Genomic DNA, 17,773 nt, shown 5'->3' on the forward strand with positions numbered 1-17,773 from the left:
GTTCGGTCGCGGGGGCCTTGTGCGGTGTTGGCGTGTCCATGACGATGAAGCGCCGGTTCATCGTTTCGGAAGGGATTTTCCATGCCCGAGAAGTCCGCTGGAATGCCGCGCAGAAGAACCGTTCTCGCCTCGGCCGCCGTGACGGCCGCCGGGGTACCCCTGATCGTGTCCGCCGGGCAGGCGGTCGCCTCCGGTCGCGGCCGGGAGCACGGCGGCGCCGCCGCCACCGCGCAGGCGCCCGACCGGGAGTTGCGCAAGCTGCTGGGGGAGATCGACGCGGACCGTATCGAGGCGACCGTACGGCGGCTCGCCGCGTTCGGGACCCGGCACACGCTGTCCGTCCAGGACGACCCCGAGCGGGGAATCGGCGCCGCGCGCGACTGGATCCTGGCCGAGATGAAGAAGTACGCGGCGGTCTCCGGCGGCCGGATGACGGCCGAGTTGCAGTCGTACATCCAGGAGCCCGCGTCCCGTATCCCGGTGGCAACGAAGATCACCAACGTCGTTGCCACGCTGCGTGGTTCCGTCGACCCCGACCGCGTGTACGTCGTCGCCGGGCACTACGACTCGCGGGTCACCGACGTCATGGACGCGACCAGCGACGCGCCGGGCGCGGATGACGACGCGTCCGGTGTCGCGCTCGTGATGGAGCTGGCTCGGGTGCTGGCGAAGCGCCGTCCGGCCGCGACGATCGTGTTGGTCGCGGTCGCCGGCGAGGAGCAGGGCCTGTACGGATCGGGTTACGCCGCCGAGCAGTTCAAGGCCCGGGGCGCCGATGTCCAGGGCATGTTCACCAACGACATCATCGGCAGCTCGCGCGCCGACGACGGCACCCGCGACCCGTACACGGTAAGGCTCTTCGCGGAGGGCGTACCGACGTCCGAGACCCCGGAACAGGCCAACACCCGCCGCTCGGTGGGTGGCGAGAACGACTCGGCGACCCGGCAGCTCGCCCGTTTCGTCAGCGACGTCGGGGACAACGACGCGACGGGGATGAACGTCCGCGTGGTCTACCGGCGCGACCGCTATCTGCGGGGCGGCGACCACATCCCGTTCCTCGAACAGGGCTATCCGGCGGCCCGGTTCACCGAACCGGCCGAGGACTTCGCGCACCAGCACCAGGACGTACGGGTGGAGGACGGCAAGCAGTACGGCGACCTGCCCGAGTTCTGCGACTTCGACTACATCGCCCGTGTGACCCGCGTGAACGGCGCGGTGCTCTGGACCCTGGCGCAGGCGCCCGGCACACCGCGCGACGCGCGGATCGTCACGAGCAACCTCACCAACGACACCGAGCTGAAGTGGACGCGTGGCACGGAGCCGGACCTGGCGGGCTACGAGGTGGTGTGGCGCGAGACGGCCGAGCCGGAGTGGACCCATGTGATCAAGGTCGGCCTCACGACCACTCACACCGTGGACCTCTCCAAGGACAACGTCTTCTTCGGCGTCCGCGCGGTCAACCGCGACGGCAAGCGCAGCCCGGTGGCGTTCCCGATGCCGGGGAACTGACGGTCAGTCGGTTCGGTTACCGGTCGCGGAGGTCCGGCCCGGGGGCCCGCCCGCCGCTCATGAGGCGGCGGGCGTGGTCACCCTGAAGGTGGAGGGGTGCTTCATGGCGAACTCCGAGCCCTCCGGCACCAGGCCCTCGGGTGGCCGCCACGTGAACCCCTGGCCCGTCACGCCGTAGACCAGCGCGTTGTCGTGCCGGATCCGCGCGCTCTGCCGGCCGGGCGGCAACGCGAACAGCAGCTCCTCGGCGATACGCATCTCCGGGCTCCGGGCTCCGGTCCACCGGATCGTCGTGGAGGAAGTGCACGACAGAGTCCCCGGGCGGGTCGATGACCATCCGCATCGTGTTCCAGCCGTGGTCCGTCACCTCCAGCAGGTCCACGAGCAGCGGGTTGATCTGCGGGTCGGGCGTCCCCCGCCACATGGTGCCGTCGTCCGTCACCACCGACAGGACATGTGCGCAGTCCACGCCGACGCGCAGGTCCATGCGCCGCCACCCGTCCGGCGCGTCGGGCGGCACGAAGGCACCGATTCGTCGGATCAACTCGTCCTGCCGGTCCCCGCTCACCGCTGCTCAACCCCCAGGTCCTACGGCCTCGTCGGTCGTGCCGGCCGGTCGGACGACCGTAGCTCAGGCCGCGGTCGCAGGCTGGAGGAGATCCCAGCGGTTGCCGTACAGGTCCTCGAAGACCGCGACCGAGCCGTAGGGCTCGTGCCGGGGTTCCTCCAGGAAACGCACCCCCGCCGCCGTCATCCGGGCATGATCCCCCGCGAAGTCGTCCGTGTGGAGGAAGAAGCCGACCCTGCCGCCCGTCTGCGCGCCGACGCGTGCCCGCTGGGCGTCGTCGGCCGCGCGGGCCAGCAGGAGCGCACCGGCGCCGCCGTGCGGCCGCACGACGACCCAGCGGGAGCCGTCGCCGCGGTCGGTGTCCTCGACCAGCTCGAAGTCGAGGGGGCCGGTGTAGAAGGCGATGGCCTCGTCGTAGTCGCGGACGACGAGGGTGACGAGGGCGATGTGTGGCATGCGTTTACGTTATACGTATGACCGGTTTGCGGGCAAGATGGGCCCGGGCCCGCCCGGTGGCCGGTTCGTCCTCAATCGCCGGACGGGCTGAGTTCGTGGCGCCCGGCCCGTGTCCTCAAGCGCCCGCTGGGCTTGGTGGTGCCGGTTCCGTGTCGTCGAGCGCCGGACGGGCCGAGTTGGTGGTGCCGGGCCCGTGTTCTCAAGCGTCGGGCGGACTTGATTCCTGCCGGGCCGGGGGAAATCAAGCCCGTCCGGCGAATGAGGACAAACCCCGGGCCGGGGGACGGGCCACCTCCAGCGACCCGGATGGAACAATGCGCGCATGGACGCGCGGCAGTTCGACGTACTCACCCGCCGTGCCCGGCAGCTCGCCGCCCCCGGTCAACGCCGGATCCTCGGCATCGCGGGCGCGCCCGGCGCGGGGAAGTCCACGCTCGCCGACGACCTCGTCGCGGCGCTCGGCGGCAGCGCCGTACTCGTCCCCATGGACGGCTTCCACCTCGCCCAGGCCGAGCTGCGCAGGCTCGGCCGCGCCGATCGCAAGGGCGCGCCCGACACCTTCGACGCCGTCGGGTACGCCGCGCTGCTCGCCCGGCTGCGGGCACCCGCGCCGGGGGTCGTCGTCTACGCGCCCGCGTTCGACCGGGCGCTGGAGGAGGCCGTCGCGGGCAGCATCCCGGTCGGCCCGGACGTCCCCCTCGTCGTCACCGAGGGCAACTACCTCCTGCACGACGGCGGCGACTGGGCACCGGTCCGCGCGCTCGTCGACGAGGCGTGGTTCCTGGAGCTCGACCCCGTCGTGCGCGTGCGGCGCCTGGTCGACCGCCATGTGCGCTTCGGTAAGGAGCGGCCCCACGCGGAGCGCTGGGTCAGGGACTCCGACGAGACCAACGCGCGACTGGTGGCACAGGGCCGGCACCGCGCGGACCTGGTGGTACAGGTCACCGCCGGGCCGGGCCCACCGACCCCGTGAGCCCCCTACCGGACATCAGGCTTCCGCCAGGGCCTACCATCGAACGTTCGACGCACATCGACGATCACAGCGGTACGGGCAAACGGGGAACGGGGACCGACGGGGGACCCGGACCAGGGGCCGGGGCACGAAACCGAGCGCGATCATGGGGAGGCGGACGACGTGGGGTTGTTCAGACGTGGGCCGAAACGGCACGGGCGCGAGATGCCGCGCGATCCCGAGTTCTCCTTCTTCTCGACCGGCGAGGCAGCCCTCTTCCGCAGCCAGGTCCGTGAGGCGTTCGCCGAGCGCGGCCTGGAGGTCACCGTCTACTCGGACCTGGTGACCGACAGCGCGGGCCGCCAGTTCGGGCTCGCCAACCTCGCCGCCGTCTGCCACAACGACGAGCGGGGCGCCCGCGTCTGGGGCGAACTCGTGCGCCAGCACGCCGGGATGGTGCTGCGGACCATGGACGGCCCGTCGGCCCTCGACACCCTGTCGCCCGCACAGATCCGCGCCCAGCTCTACCCACGGGTGATCAGCGGCGACACCCTCGACGCGCAGTCGTTCGCGTACGCGCGCTCCGTCGCCCCCGGACTGTACGAGATCCTCGCCCTCGACCTCCCGGAGAGCGTCATGATGCTCACCGACGAGGCGCTGGAACCGCTCGGCCCGCTGCCCGAGCTGCGCGCGCAGGCGCTCGGCAATCTGCGTCAACTGCCCGTCGAGGGACGGGAGACGGTCGAGGACGCCGAGGGGATGCGGTTCGAGGTCGTCATGGGCGACTCGTTCTACACCGCCAGCCGCGTCCTGGCGCTGGACAGCCTCGTGCAGCAGGTCACCGGGCGGCGGCTCGGCACGGACGGCGCGCTGGTGGCGTTCCCGTTCCGCCACCAGGTCGCGTTCCATGTCATACGCGACGCCACCGTCATCCCCTCACTGAACGCGATGGCGTCGTTCGCCGCGTCCGGCTTCGAGGACACGCCGGGCGCGATCAGCCCGTACGTCTACTGGTGGCGCAACGGCACGCTGACCCAGCTCAGCGACAAGGACGAGGGGAACGACGAGGCGGGCGGGCTGCGCATCGTGGTAGGTGAGGACTTCCAGGAGCTGCTGGAACGCCTGGTGGCGCCGTCGCGACCGGCGGACGAGGACTGACCGCCCCCGTTCAAGCACCCTGCGGCGGACCCCAGTTGTCGGCGCGCGGGCGCGCGGGCGTGCGCGGGTTCCGGCGGACGGCATGACGAAGGCGAGGAGAACTCTCTCCTCGCCACTCTCAACGTATAGCGCACTGGGGGGCTTGCGGCAAGACCCGGGTAGTGGCGGAAAATCCTCGGCCGAGACCACAACCTGCGGGAATTTGGGGGCACGACGTGTGTGTGTTGTCGACGTACGGGGGACGCCGTTCGGGGCGCGGGGACACGGCCGGCTCGGAGGTGTCGCGATGACCGAGCGGTACGTACTGGATCTTCAAGAGGTCGACCGGACGCAGGTATCGGTCGTCGGGGGCAAGGGCGCGCACCTGGGCGGGCTGTCGCGCATCGAGGGCATTCGCGTGCCGGAAGGTTTCTGTGTGACGACGGACGCCTTCCGGCGGATCATGGCGGAAGCGCCGTCGATCGACGATCGGCTCGATGAGCTGTCCCGTCTGGACCCGGACGACCGCGAGGCGCTCAGCACGCTCAGCGCGGGGATCCGCCGGACCATCGAGGCCGTCGCCGTCCCGGACGATCTCGTGGCGGCGATCACCCGCTCGCTCGCCCGGCTCGGCGACCGGGCCGCCTGCGCCGTCCGGTCCAGCGCGACGGCCGAGGACCTGCCGACGGCGTCCTTCGCCGGCCAGCAGGACACCTACCTGAACGTCATGGGGCCGGAGGCGGTCCTCCGGCACATCAGCCGGTGCTGGGCCTCGCTGTTCACCGAGCGCGCCGTGACCTATCGCCGCCGCAACGGCATCGACCACCGTACGGTCCACATGGCCGTGGTCGTGCAGCGGATGGTCTTCCCGGGGGCGTCCGGCATCCTGTTCACGGCCGACCCCGTCACGGGCAACCGGAAGGTCGCCACCGTGGACGCCGGCTTCGGCCTCGGCGAGGCGCTGGTCTCCGGCCTGGTGAACCCCGACGTCTTCAAGGTGCGGGACGGCGAGGTCGTCGGCAGGACGATCGCCGTCAAACAGCGGGCCGTACACGCCCTGCCCGACGGCGGTACGCGGGAAGTCGCGATCGACTCCCGGCGGCAGGAGCAGCCCGCGCTGACGGATGCTCAGGTCGTCCGGCTCGTGGGGCTCGGGCGGCGGATCGAGGCGCACTTCGGCTGCCCGCAGGACATCGAATGGTGCCTGGCCGACGACGACTTCCGGATCGTGCAGAGCAGGCCCATCACGACGCTGTTCCCCGTTCCCGAGGCCGGTGACGGGGAGAATCACGTCTATCTCTCCGTCGGTCATCAGCAGATGATGACCGACGCCATGAAGCCCCTGGGGCTCTCACTCTGGCAGCTGACGGCGATGGCGCCGATGTGCGAGGCCGGCGGGAGGCTGTTCGTCGACGCCACCCCGCGCCTGGCCTCGCCCGCGAGCCGTGCCGGCCTGCTGGACGTCGTGGGGAGAGGTGATCCGCTGATCAGGGACGCGCTGGAGACCGTCCTCGACCGCGACGATTTCGTCCGATCGCTCCCGGACGCCGGTCCCGGCGGGCCCCCGGCCGCTGCCTCCGGCGCGCCCGCTCCGGTCGAGACCGATCCGGCCGTCGTCACCGAGCTGATCGAGCACAGCCGGACGTCCGTCGCCGCCCTGAGGAACGACATCCGGACGAAGACCGGACCGGCGCTGTTCGACTTCCTCCTGGAGGCCTTCGAGGAGCACAGACGAGTCCTCGGTGATCCGCGGAGCATTCAGGTGATCATGGCGGGAATGGAGGCCACCTGGTGGCTCGACGACAAGCTGGGGGAGTGGCTGGGCGAGAAGAACGCGGCTGACACGCTCACGCTCTCCGCCCCCGGCAACGTCACGTCGGAGATGGGTCTGGCGCTGCTCGACGTCGCGGACGTGATCCGTCCCCGGCCGGAGGTGGTGGCGTTCCTGCGGGGCGTCGGGGACGAGGCTTTCCTGGACGAGCTGGCGAAGCTCCCGGGCGGGACCGAGGCGCGCGACGCCGTCGGGTCCTACCTCGACCGGTACGGCATGCGCTGCGTCGGCGAGATCGACATCACGAGGCCGCGCTGGAGCGAGCGCCCCGGCACGCTCGTACCCGCGATCCTCGACAACGTCAGGAACTTCGAGCCGGGCGCGGCCGGGCGGCGCTTCGAGGAGGGCCGGCAGAAGGCGCGGGAGAAGGAACAGGACGTGCTGTCGCGCTTGCGGGCCCTGCCGGACGGGGACCGGAAGGCCGGCGAGGCCAAGCGGATGATCGACCGGGTCCGCACCTTCATCGGATACCGGGAGTACCCCAAGTACGCCATCATCAGCCGCTATTTCGTCTACAAGCAGGCTCTGCTGGAGGAGGCCGAGCGCCTCGTGCGGGCCGGTGTGCTTCCTGAGAAGGAGGACGTCTTCCACCTCACGTTCCAGGAATTCCGCGACGTCGTGCGCTCGAAGCAGGTGGACGGCCGGCTGGTCCAACGGCGCAAGGAGGCGTTCCGCTCGTACCAGGCGCTCACACCGCCCAGGGTCCTCACATCGGACGGCGAGGCCGTCACCGGGGCGTACCGGCGTGACGACGCGCCGGCCGGTGCCCTGATCGGTCTCCCGGTCTCCGCCGGGACCGTCGAGGGGAGGGCCCGCGTCATCCTCGACATCGCGCGGGCCGATCTCGATCCGGGCGACATCCTGGTCACGGCCTTCACGGACCCCAGCTGGTCCCCGCTGTTCGTCGGAATCGCGGGCCTGGTGACGGAGGTGGGGGGTCTGATGACGCACGGCGCGGTGATCGCCCGCGAGTACGGTCTGCCGGCGGTCGTGGGCGTGGAGGGGGCCACCCGGCTGATCCGGGACGGCGAGCGGATCCGTGTCCACGGAACCGACGGTTACGTCGAGATCCTGCCCTGACGGTTCCGCACCGGGGAGGTACCTCTTGCGCCACGGCGCGGCGGGGCCCGACGTCCGTATCGGGCCGCCTCGCACGGGCCCCGGCCGCACGGGCGTCCCCGGGGGTGATCGTCGCCGGATCGATCCGCTCGACGGCTTCGACGACGATCACCCCCGCGACGGACAGGAACGTGCTGCCGCGGGAGACGCTGCTGGTCGCCCAGCGGCGGAACGCGAGCGTGACCTCGCCACCGGGCGACGCCCTCGGCGACGGCCGCGTGAGCATCATGACGGCCGTCGTTCCGGTCGGTCGGGGCCGTCGGCGGGGAGGTCGTCGTCGTACTCCCGGGACCGGTGGGCAGGCCGGCCGTCCTGCCCCAGGCATACGGCATCCGCTCCCCGGCCCCTCGGCGGGACCGGTCTCAGACGAAGCGCGACAACACGCTGTACGGATACGGCAGGGGCCGCGCGCTGGCCTCGTCCAGACGCGTCGTCTGAGCCTCCGTCAGCTCCCAGCCCACCGCGCCCAGATTGTCCGTCAGCTGGTCGTGCGTGCGCGCGCCGATGATCGGTGCCGTGACACCCGGCCGGCCCAGCAGCCAGCGCAGCGCCACCTGCGAGGGGGTGCGCCCCGTCTCGTCGGCGATCGCCTGTACGGTCTCGACGACCCGCCAGGTCTCGTCGTTGTCCCGGCCACGCCAGCTCTCGCCGTCACCGTGCGACTCGCGGCTGCCGGGCGGGACCGACGTCATGCCGCGCTGGTACTTGCCGGTCAGCCAGCCGCCCTGGAGAGGGCTGTACGGGATGACGCCGATGCCCGCCGCCTCGCTCTGCGGCAGCAGCTCCCACTCCACCTCGCGCGCCAGCAGGTTGTAGATCGGCTGGAGGCAGACGTACGGCGCCCAGCCCCGCCGGTCGGCCACGTCCAGCGCCCGCTGGAGCTGGCCGGGCGAGACGTTGCTCGCGCCGAGATAGCGGACCTTGCCCGCCTTCACGAGGGTGTCGAGCGTGCCGAGTGTCTCCTCGATCGGGGTCCTGAAGTCCCAGACATGCGTCTGGTAGAGGTCGATGTAGTCGGTGCCGAGCCGACGCAGGCTCGCCTCCACCGACGCGATGATGTGCTTGCGGCTCAGGCCCGCGTCGTTGGGGCCCTCGCCCATCGGGAGGGCCACCTTCGTCGCGACGACGAGCCCGTCGCGGTCGCGCCCTTTCAGCCAGCCGCCGATCACCTCTTCCGAGACGCCCTGCCCGTACGCGTCCGCCGTGTCCAGGAAGGTGCCGCCGGCCTCCGTGAAGGTGTCGAGGATGCGGTGCGCGCCCGCCTCGTCGCCCTTCACGAAGGTCATCGTGCCGAGACAGAGTTCACTGACACGGAGTCCTGTCCTACCGAGAGTTCGCTGCTTCATGGCGTAGACGCTAGATGTTCGAGCGCACACCAGGGCAGTCGATTTCCCTTGCGGCGGAATCCCGCTGCGGCGCCGGCGGATCCTCCACCGGTTCGCCCTTCGCCGGTTCAGTGGCCCGACAGCACCGCGCAGGACTCGGGCGGCAGCCGCAGCACGCCGTCGGGACCGGGCGGCTCAACGGGCTCCCAGGTCACCAGCACCTGGCCGCTCCGGCCGCCCAGGGGGATCTCGGCCGGCTGCGCGGACAGGTTCAGGGCGACGCGCAGATCGCCGCGCCGGTACGCGAGCCAGCGCGCGCCCTCGTCGTACGCCACCTTCACCGTCGCCAGGTCCGGGTCCGACAGATCGGGGTGGCTGTGGCGCAGGGCGATCAGATCGCGGTGCCAGGTCAGCAGCCGCGTGTGCGGCTCGCGTGTCGGCTCCGTCCGGTCCAGGCACGAGCGGTCGCGCGTCGCCGGGTCCTGCGGGTCGGGGATGGACTCGGCCGCCCAGCCGTGCGCCGCGAACTCCCGCCGTCTGCCGTTGCGTACGGCCTCCGCCAGGTCCGCGTCCTGGTGGTCGGTGAAGAACTGCCACGGCGTACGGGCGCCCCACTCCTCGCCCATGAAGAGCATCGGTGTGAACGGGCCGGTCAGCACCAGCGCGGCCGCGCACGCCAGCAGACCGGGCGGGAGCGTCGCCGACAGCCGGTCGCCGAGCGCGCGGTTGCCGATCTGGTCGTGCGTCTGCGCGTAGCCGAGGAAGCGGTGGGAGGAGGTCCTGGCGGGGTCGACGGGGCGACCGTGCGTCCGGCCGCGGAAACTCGAATACGTACCGTCGTGGAAGAAGGCGCGGGTCAGGGTCTTGGCCACCGCGGCGATCGGCTCGGCCGCGAAGTCGGCGTAGTAGCCCTGGGATTCGCCGGTGAGCGCGGCGTGCACGGCGTGGTGGAAGTCGTCGTTCCACTGGGCGTGCAGACCGAGCCCGCCCTGCTGACGCGGCGTGGTCGTCCGGGGATCGCCCAGATCGGACTCGGCGATCAGGAACAGCGGGCGTCCCAGCTCCGCCGAGAGCGCGTCGACGGCCGTGGACAGCTCTTCCAGGAAGGTCAGCGCGCGCGTGTCGGCGAGGGCGTGCACCGCGTCGAGGCGGAGCCCGTCGAACCGGTAGTCACGCAGCCAGGCGAGCGCGCTCTCCAGCAGATACGCGCGGACCTCGTCCGAGCCGGGGGCGTCGAGGTTGACGGCGGAGCCCCAGGGCGTGTGGTGCGTGTCGGTGAAGTACGGGCCGAACAGGGGCAGGTAGTTGCCGGACGGGCCCAGGTGGTTGTGCACGACGTCGAGTACGACGCCCAGACCCAGCCCGTGTGCCGTGTCGACAAAGCGCTTCAGCGCCTCCGGTCCGCCGTAGGGCTCGTGGACCGCCCACAGCGACACTCCCTCGTACCCCCAGCCGTGCGTTCCCGGGAAGGGACACACCGGCATCAGCTCGACGTGCGTGATGCCCAGCGCGGCCAGCGGGGCGAGGTTGGCCGCGGCGGCGTCCAGGGTGCCCTCGTCGGTGAACGTGCCGATGTGCAGCTCGTACAGGACCGCGCCCGGCAGCGGACGTCCGCGCCAGGGATCGGCCCACTCGTACGCCCTCTGGTCGACGACCGCGCTGAGCCCGTCCGGTCCGTCCGGCTGGCGGCGCGACCGGGGATCGGGCAGCACGGCACCGTCGTCCAGCGCGAAGCCGTAACGGGCGCCGTCGGACGCGGGTACGTCGGCGGTCCACCAGCCCTCGCGGAGCGGATCGCGGATCATGGGGTGGTCGGTGGCGTCGCCCAGACGGAGCGTCACCCGGTCCTGCGCTTTCGGTGCCCAGACCTCGAACAGCACGAATGATCCCCCTCGGTCGCCTCTGCCGTCGGCACTCTTGTCGCCATATGGTGACAAGAGTGCAGGCCGGAGGCTCGATGATCGCGTCGATTCGCCGGACACGACCGGAACCGGTCAGACCAGATTGATCCGTTCCTGGACCACGGGGTAGCCCGCGCGCGTGAAATGCGCGGCCATCGGGAAGTTCCCCTGGTCCGTCCCGCCCGCGATGAACTCCGCCCCGTTCTCCGCCAGCACGTTCGTGCACTCGACGAGCAGGTCGTACGCGTACCCGTGGCCACGCTGCTCCGGTACGACCCCGATGAAGCCGACGCACGGCCCCGACGGATTGTGCGCGGGCACGTGGATGCCGACCAGCTCGCCGGCCGGGTCGTACGCCAACTGCCACCACCCGCGCGGGGACGGGCACCAGCGGAAGAAGTCCAGCTCCTCCTGGGCGGCCCGGTCCAGACCCTCCTCGTCGGTCGCGCGCGACGCGTGCGCGTCGAGCGTCGCCGAGTGGACGCGGCGCAGCACGTCGAAGATCACGTCGTCGTCGGGCTCGGGGCGGAACTCCAGCCTGCCCGGCCGCTCCGGCAGGCCCAGATCGGGCGTCCACCGGTACTGGAAGCGCTCCACCAGCGGTTTCATCCCCGCCGCCCGCGCGGCATCCGTCCGGGACCCGACGGCCGCACGCAGCGCGGGGTCGTCGCGCCAGCCGGCGGGCGCGATCAGTTCGTACTCGACGTTCCACGGTGCGCGGCGCAGCAGTTCGGCGCCCGCCTCGTCCTCGCCGTCCGCGACGTCGAACCAGTTCAGGAGCAGCGGCTCCCGGTCGTCGGGCCCGCCCCACCAGGCGGCGCGCGCCACGACGACGCCGTCGCGCAGCGCCACCCAGCTCCACGCGGGGCGGTAGTCGCCGCCCTCGGCGACCGTGCGGTACTCGACCCCGGTGATCGCGCGGCCGACGAGGCCCGCGTCGGGCAACGAACGGAAGAAGGGGGCCTCGGAGTCGGTGAGCTGACGGAAGACCGGTGCGGTGGGGTCTGCCGGGGTGGACGCGACGGGCGGTACGGTCATGAAAGAAGAGCCTCCAGAAAGGGGCGCTCACCGTAAACGACCGGTCCGTGGCCGGGCGAACGTTTTTTCGCCGACGGATCGGGCCCTTCTGGACACGTCACGGACTCGGCCCGACAATCAGTCATGTGACGTCCTCGTTCGAGTTCCACACGTATCCCGCGCGGCTGTCCGACGCCGAGCGCGACCGTGTGCTCGCGGTGCTCAGAGAAGGGGCGGCACAGGGCAAACTGTCGCACGACACCTTCATCCGCCGGATGGATCTGGCGCTGGCCGCGCGCAGGTCCGAAGAGCTGGCGGTGCTCACGGCCGACCTGGACACCGACGGCCGCTGGGCGCGCCGGCTGTTCGGCGCTGTGGGCCGGGCGTCGGCGTTCTCCGCACGGCTGCGCAGGGCCTGGCAGATCGAGCGGCTGCCGAAACTCCTGCTGCCGGATCCGGGGCCCGCTCCGCTGCGGATAGGCCGGGATCCGATGAACGGGCTGCGCCTGAGCGACGACACCGTCTCCCGGCTGCACGCCGAGCTGATGATGCGGGGCGGGCGGTGGATCCTGCGGGATCTCGGATCGACGAACGGGACGGCGGTCAACGGCCGTCGGGTGACGGGGACCGTGGTGGTGCGGGACGGGGACATGGTGAGCTTCGGCCGGCTGAGCTTCCGCCTGGCGGCGCACTGAGTGTGCGGCGGGGCGGGCGGTGTCCTCAAACGCCGGACGGGCTCGACTTGTGCGCGGGCGTGCGGCCGGGTGGAAGGTGTCCTCAAACGCCGGACGGGCTGGAATTGACTGCGGGTCGGCTCGTGCCCGCGGGCCGGTGGTCGGGTGTCCTCGATCGCCGGACGGGCTTGAGGTGCGTGCGGGCGGCTTGGGCCGTGAAGCTCGGGACCCGACAACCAAGCCGTCCGGCGATTGAGGACATCACTGCCCGCGGGCGCAAACCGAGCCGCGCACACCCCAAGCCCGTCCGGCGATTGAGGACAGGGCATGCGGCCCGTCCGGCGATGAGGGCAACCTCCGGGCGGCACGGCTACTCGCGGCGCGACAGGAGGGCCACCGGGCTCGTTGAGAAGAGTTCCGTCAGGGAGACCGGGCCGCCGGGGAACTCGCGGTCCGGGGACAGCGCGTCCGTCCAGCGGCCCGCCGGCAGCTCCAGCACCGTCCCCGACCAGCCGCCCGACGCCGTCAGGCGCAGCGACAGGCGCGTGACCGCCGAGATGACCTCGCCCGAGCGGGAGAACGCCGTGCAGTGGTCCGCCGCCGGCCCCGTCGCCGTCAGCGGGGTGTACGTCGCCGACTCCGCGAAGGCGTGCGGGCGTTCGCGGCGCAGGCCCAGCGCCGCGACCGTGAGCACCGTCTTCTCGTCCGGCGGGCCGGTACGGAAACGTTCACGGTTGTCCGGGTCGACCAGGGCCAGATACTCCCGCTCGGTCCGCTGGTAGATGTCCGGCACACCCGGCATCGTCAGATGCAGCAGCGCCGCGCCGAGCGCGTTCGCCCGTACGTGCGGGGCGAGTTCGCGGACCAGGCGGACCACCGCCTCGCGCGGTCGGCCCGCCGGACCCGCCGCGGCGAAGTCCCGTACCGCCTGCTCGTACACCGGGTCCTGCTCCGTCCAGCTGGTGTGCAGCCCCGCCTCCCGTACCGACTTGAGCAGCGTCGGCTCCATCCGGGCGCCGTCCGGCGGCGCCTCCGCCGGGGTGAAGCCGACGGCCGTCTGCCAGGCCTGCCAGGCCAGTTGGGCGTCCGGCGCGGCGACCCCCGCCAACTGGCGCAGGAGCGCGTCCCACCGGTCGGGGCACTGGGACAGGACCGCGATCCTGGCCCGTACGTCCGCGCTGCGCTTGGTGTCGTGGGTGGTCAGTACGGTGCCGGTGGCCGGCCAGTCGCGGGCCAGCCGCGCGCAGTAGTCGTGGAAGCGCTCGGGGCTCACCGCGGGCCGCCCCGGATCGCCGCCGACCTCGTTCGCCGACAGCAGCGGAACGTGGCGGTAGAACGCCGTGTCCTCCACGGCCTTGGCGCGCAGCGCGGACGACGTCTGGGCGAAGCGCGCGCAGAACGCCGTCCGGTCGGGGCCGCCGCCGAGCCTGCCGAGCGCCAGCTCCCGTACGACGTCGACGGCCGCCGCCTCCTCAGGCACGGCGAACGCCGCCTTCGCCTGCCGCGCTGCCTCCTGCGACACCGCGACCTCGTCGGACTTCCGGCACGGCCCGCCCGCGACCGTGTACGGCCGGTAGACGGGCACCCGGACGAGCAGCTCCCGGATCGCCGTCCGCAGGGCCCACGGCGCGTGGTCGCGCAGCGCGACGTCTGCCGCGCAGATCCGTTCCGCGACGCGGGCCAGCGCGTTGGTCTCGGCGGCCAGTTCGTCGATGACGACCTTGTACATCGCGCGCCGCACGGTCGCTTCCCAGTAGCCGCCCCGGTCGCCCGCCGGTCCGGCGAAGTCCCGGAACCGGTGGGCCAGTTCGACGGCGCCGGCCGGGTCGGTGAACAGCCCGTCGATGTGGTGCAGCGCGTCGTAGCCCGTCGTCCCGGCCACCGGCCAGCTCGCGGGCAGCGGTTCGTCACCGGTGAGGATCTTCTCCACGACCGTCCAGCAGGTGCCGCCCGTCGCCTCGTTGAGCCGCCGCAGATACTCCTCGGGGTCGGCCAGACCGTCCGGGTGGTCGACGCGCAGACCGTCGACGACGCCGTCCCGCACGAGTTCGAGGATCTTGGCATGGGTCGCCATGAAGACCTCGGGATCCTCCACCCGTACCCCGATCAGCTCCGAAATGGTGAAGAAGCGGCGGTAGTTGAGCTCGGTACGGCCCAGCCGCCACCAGGCGGGCCGGTAGTGCTGGGCGTCCAGGAGCGCGGGCAGCGGCAGCGCCTCCGTGCCGGCGGCGAGCGGGAATCGCTGTTCGCCGTGGTGCAGCATGCCGTCCTCGACCCGGAGCGCGGCCAGTTCACCGCCCACCGGCCCCGGCAGCACGGGCAGCAGCAGCTTCCCGCCGCCCGCCTCCCAGTCGATGTCGAACCACCGCGCGTACGGGGACGCCGGGCCCTCCCGCAGCACCTCCCACAGGGCCCCGTTGTGCCGGGGCGCGGTCGCCATGTGGTTGGGGACGATGTCGAGGACGATCCCGAGCCCGTACTCGTGCGCCCGGTGGGCGAGCTGCCGCAGCCCCTCCTCGCCGCCCAGTTCGGCGCGTACGCGCGAATGGTCGACGACGTCGTAGCCGTGGGTCGAGCCCGGCACGGCCTCCAGCACCGGTGACAGGTGCAGATGCGATACCCCGAGCGCGGCCACGTACGGCACGGCCTTGGCGGCGGCGGCGAACGGGAAGTCCGGCTGGAGCTGGAGTCGGTAGGTGGCAGAGGGGGTCATGCGAACGTACGTACCCCGCTGAGCGGCATGTGTGTCATCCGCTCATGCATTCGGCACCCCGTACGCGATCAAGCGCGAACAGACACCACGACATGCCACCACACACCACGACACGCCGTGACAGGCGACGGCGGGGCCGACCGGGGCGGGGGTACGCGCTCCGTCCCCCGCCCCGGTCGCTCTCGCACCGATCCCGGCCTACACCGACCGCATCAGTACGGTCAGGCTGCGGCCGATCATCGTGATCCGCTCGCCCGCGTCCACCTTCGGACCGTCGCCCGGTGGCACGCCCTCCGGGCGGGCCGTGTCCACGACGATCCGCCACTGGCTGCCGTGATCCACGGGCACGGCGAATTCCAGCTCCTCCGCGCTCGCGTTGAACATCAGCAGGAACGAGTCGTCGGAGATCCGCTCGCCACGCGGTCCCGGCTCCGAGATGGCCTGCCCGTTCAGGAAGACCGTCATGGCCTTCGCGTCGGTCGCCTGCCAGTCGCCCTGGATCATCTCTTCACCCTCAGGGGTGAACCAGGAGATGTCCGACAGCTCGTCGTGCGTCCCCTCCACCGGACGGCCGTGGAAGAACCGGCGCCGCCGGAACACCGGATGGTCGCGCCGCAGCCAGACCATGGTCTGGGTGAAGGCCAGCAGGCCCTTGTTCTTCTCGTCGCCCTTCTCGGGCCAGTGCACCCAGGCGATCTCGTTGTCCTGGCAGTAGGCGTTGTTGTTGCCGCCCTGCGTACGGCCGAACTCGTCGCCGTGACTGAGCATCGGCACGCCCTGGGACAGCATGAGCGTCGCGATGAAGTTGCGCACCTGACGGTCGCGCAGCTCCAGCACCTGCGGATCGTCGGTCTCACCCTCCACTCCGCAGTTCCACGAACGGTTGTGGCTCTCGCCGTCCCTGTTGCCCTCCCCGTTCGCCTCGTTGTGCTTGTCGTTGTAGGCGACGAGGTCGTGCAGGGTGAAGCCGTCGTGGCAGGTGGTGAAGTTGATGGACGCCAGCGGGCGCCGTCCGTCGTCCTGGTACAGATCGGACGACCCGGTGAGCCGGGAGGCGAACTCCGCCAGGGTGCGCGGCTCGCCCCGCCACAGATCGCGGACCGTGTCGCGGTACTTGCCGTTCCACTCGGTCCACAGCGGCGGGAAGTTCCCCACCTGGTAGCCGCCCTCGCCCACGTCCCACGGCTCGGCGATCAGTTTCACCTGACTGACCACCGGGTCCTGCTGGACCAGGTCGAAGAACGACGACAGCCGGTCCACCTCGTGGAACTGGCGGGCCAGTGTCGCGGCGAGGTCGAAGCGGAAGCCGTCGACATGCATCTCCTCCACCCAGTACCGCAGCGAGTCCATGATCAGCTGGAGCACGTGCGGACTGCGCATCAGGAGCGAGTTCCCGGTGCCGGTGGTGTCCGTGTAGTAGCGCGGGTTGTCCGCGCCGAGGCGGTAGTAGGAGGCGTTGTCGAGACCCCTGAAGGAGAGCGTCGGGCCCAGATGATTGCCCTCGGCCGTGTGGTTGTAGACGACGTCGAGGATCACCTCGATGCCCGCCTCGTGCAGCGCCTTCACCGCCTGCTTGAACTCCAGCACCTGCTCGCCCCGGTCTCCCCAGGAGGCGTAGGTGTTGTGCGGGGCGAAGAAGCCGATGGTGTTGTAGCCCCAGTAGTTGTTCAGGCCGGCGTCCACCAGCCGGTGGTCGTTGACGAACTGGTGCACCGGCATTATTTCCAGCGCGGTGACGCCCAGCTCGGTCAGGTGCTCGATGACCGCCGGATGGGCGAGCCCCGCGTACGTGCCGCGCAGCTCCTCCGGCAGATCCGGGTGCAGCATCGTCAGGCCCTTCACATGGGCCTCGTAGATGACGGTGCGGTGGTAGTCGGTACGCGGGCGGCGGTCGTCGCCCCAGTCGAAGTACGGGTTGACCACGACGGCCGTCATCGTGTGCGGCGCCGAGTCCATGTCGTTGCGCGAGTCCGGCTTGCCGAAGTGGTAGCCGTACACCGACTCGTTCCAGTCGATGCTGCCGCTGATCGCGCGGGCGTACGGGTCCAGGAGCAGCTTCGCCGAGTTGCAGCGCTGCCCGCTGGAGGGCTCGTACGGCCCGTGGACGCGGAAGCCGTACCGCTGGCCGGGCATGATGCCCGGCAGGTAGGCGTGCCGGACGAAGGCGTCCGCCTCGCGGAGTTCCACCGCCGTTTCTGAACCGTCGTCGTGCAGTAGGCACAACTCGATCCGGTGCGCGGCCTCTGAGTAGACCGCGAAGTTGGTACCGGCGCCGTCGTACGTGGCGCCGAGGGGATACGTCTGTCCCGGCCAGACCTGCATAGATTGACTCTTCCACTTCTGATCCGGGTGCTGGGGCTCTCTTCGATCAGATACTCCCCGAAAGAGGCGCAACCTCCTAGGAGGCCCGTGCGAAAGCCGGGCCGGAAGCGGTCGTTCGGGCCGGGCGGGTCAACTTCGGGTTCTCGACGGGTCACCCCGTTGCCGGACCGTGTCCCACGTCGCATATGGCCGGATTCAGACCATACGACGCCCCTTGGCCGACCATCCGTCACCAGGCCCAATCCCTAT

General features: G+C 71.2%; 12 protein-coding genes. 5 read left to right on the forward strand and 7 right to left on the reverse strand.

The window, feature by feature from the left end; genetic code table 11:
* The first annotated feature begins 81 nt into the window (after positions 1–81).
* Positions 82–1,509, forward strand: coding sequence for a M20/M25/M40 family metallo-hydrolase (locus SSPS47_RS27880; protein ID WP_203557938.1), 1,428 nt, complete (start codon positions 82–84; stop codon positions 1,507–1,509).
* A gap of 57 nt (positions 1,510–1,566) precedes the next feature.
* Here the strand turns inward: SSPS47_RS27880 and SSPS47_RS27885 are convergent, their stop codons facing one another.
* Entirely contained in the window at positions 1,567–1,767 is a 201-nt protein-coding gene (locus tag SSPS47_RS27885; RefSeq protein WP_164253354.1) for a hypothetical protein, read from the reverse strand.
* A 373-nt stretch (positions 1,768–2,140) separates the two neighbouring features.
* The gene (locus SSPS47_RS27890) at positions 2,141–2,533 is read right to left on the reverse strand and encodes a VOC family protein (protein WP_164253355.1); all 393 of its coding nucleotides are present in this window, start codon (positions 2,531–2,533) and stop codon (positions 2,141–2,143) included.
* A 322-nt stretch (positions 2,534–2,855) separates the two neighbouring features.
* Between SSPS47_RS27890 and SSPS47_RS27895 the strand changes: the two genes are divergently transcribed.
* The 3 genes from SSPS47_RS27895 (at position 2,856) to rph (ending at position 7,533) form a co-directional block, all read left to right on the forward strand.
* Complete coding sequence (locus SSPS47_RS27895; protein WP_164253356.1) at positions 2,856–3,506, forward strand: nucleoside/nucleotide kinase family protein; 651 nt, start codon at positions 2,856–2,858, stop codon at positions 3,504–3,506.
* A 162-nt stretch (positions 3,507–3,668) separates the two neighbouring features.
* On the forward strand, positions 3,669–4,643 hold the full coding sequence (locus SSPS47_RS27900) for a hypothetical protein (RefSeq protein ID WP_164253357.1): 975 nt from the start codon (positions 3,669–3,671) through the stop codon (positions 4,641–4,643).
* A 286-nt stretch (positions 4,644–4,929) separates the two neighbouring features.
* A complete protein-coding gene (gene rph, locus SSPS47_RS27905) occupies positions 4,930–7,533 on the forward strand; it encodes a rifamycin-inactivating phosphotransferase (RefSeq protein WP_164253358.1) in 2,604 nt (867 codons plus the stop codon).
* A 401-nt stretch (positions 7,534–7,934) separates the two neighbouring features.
* Here the strand turns inward: rph and SSPS47_RS27910 are convergent, their stop codons facing one another.
* From SSPS47_RS27910 to SSPS47_RS27920, 3 genes are all read right to left on the reverse strand, one after another.
* The gene (locus tag SSPS47_RS27910) at positions 7,935–8,918 is read right to left on the reverse strand and encodes an aldo/keto reductase (RefSeq protein WP_164253359.1); all 984 of its coding nucleotides are present in this window, start codon (positions 8,916–8,918) and stop codon (positions 7,935–7,937) included.
* 107 nt (positions 8,919–9,025) lie between these two features.
* Positions 9,026–10,777, reverse strand: coding sequence for a malto-oligosyltrehalose trehalohydrolase (gene treZ / locus SSPS47_RS27915; RefSeq protein WP_164253360.1), 1,752 nt, complete (start codon positions 10,775–10,777; stop codon positions 9,026–9,028).
* A 114-nt stretch (positions 10,778–10,891) separates the two neighbouring features.
* The gene (locus SSPS47_RS27920; RefSeq protein WP_164253361.1) at positions 10,892–11,836 is read right to left on the reverse strand and encodes a GNAT family N-acetyltransferase; all 945 of its coding nucleotides are present in this window, start codon (positions 11,834–11,836) and stop codon (positions 10,892–10,894) included.
* Between the two features lie 125 nt (positions 11,837–11,961).
* Here SSPS47_RS27920 and SSPS47_RS27925 point away from each other — a divergent pair, with 125 nt between their 5' ends.
* Positions 11,962–12,510 carry a DUF1707 and FHA domain-containing protein gene (locus tag SSPS47_RS27925; protein ID WP_164253362.1) on the forward strand — a complete coding sequence of 183 codons (549 nt, stop codon included), beginning with the start codon at positions 11,962–11,964 and terminating at the stop codon, positions 12,508–12,510.
* 349 nt (positions 12,511–12,859) lie between these two features.
* Here SSPS47_RS27925 and treY read toward each other — a convergent pair whose 3' ends face one another.
* Positions 12,860–15,202, reverse strand: a complete 2,343-nt coding sequence (treY, locus tag SSPS47_RS27930) for a malto-oligosyltrehalose synthase (RefSeq protein ID WP_164253363.1) — start codon at positions 15,200–15,202, stop codon at positions 12,860–12,862.
* 198 nt (positions 15,203–15,400) lie between these two features.
* Complete coding sequence (gene glgX / locus SSPS47_RS27935) at positions 15,401–17,524, reverse strand: glycogen debranching protein GlgX (RefSeq protein WP_164253364.1); 2,124 nt, start codon at positions 17,522–17,524, stop codon at positions 15,401–15,403.
* Positions 17,525–17,773 lie beyond the last annotated feature (249 nt).

Source organism: Streptomyces sp. S4.7 (assembly GCF_010384365.1).
Classification (GTDB): Bacteria; Actinomycetota; Actinomycetes; order Streptomycetales; family Streptomycetaceae; genus Streptomyces.

Bases quoted from the DNA above. Each gene is read 5' to 3' on its own strand.
- SSPS47_RS27880 (WP_203557938.1), top strand. From the start codon at position 82: ATGCCCGAGAAGTCCGCTGGAATGCCGCGCAGAAGAACCGTTCTCGCC.
- SSPS47_RS27885 (WP_164253354.1), bottom strand. From the start codon at position 1,767: ATGCGTATCGCCGAGGAGCTGCTGTTCGCGTTGCCGCCCGGCCGGCAG.
- SSPS47_RS27890 (WP_164253355.1), bottom strand. From the start codon at position 2,533: ATGCCACACATCGCCCTCGTCACCCTCGTCGTCCGCGACTACGACGAG.
- SSPS47_RS27895 (WP_164253356.1), top strand. From the start codon at position 2,856: ATGGACGCGCGGCAGTTCGACGTACTCACCCGCCGTGCCCGGCAGCTC.
- rph (WP_164253358.1), top strand. From the start codon at position 4,930: ATGACCGAGCGGTACGTACTGGATCTTCAAGAGGTCGACCGGACGCAG.
- SSPS47_RS27910 (WP_164253359.1), bottom strand. From the start codon at position 8,918: ATGAAGCAGCGAACTCTCGGTAGGACAGGACTCCGTGTCAGTGAACTC.
- SSPS47_RS27920 (WP_164253361.1), bottom strand. From the start codon at position 11,836: ATGACCGTACCGCCCGTCGCGTCCACCCCGGCAGACCCCACCGCACCG.
- treY (WP_164253363.1), bottom strand. From the start codon at position 15,202: ATGACCCCCTCTGCCACCTACCGACTCCAGCTCCAGCCGGACTTCCCG.
- glgX (WP_164253364.1), bottom strand. From the start codon at position 17,524: ATGCAGGTCTGGCCGGGACAGACGTATCCCCTCGGCGCCACGTACGAC.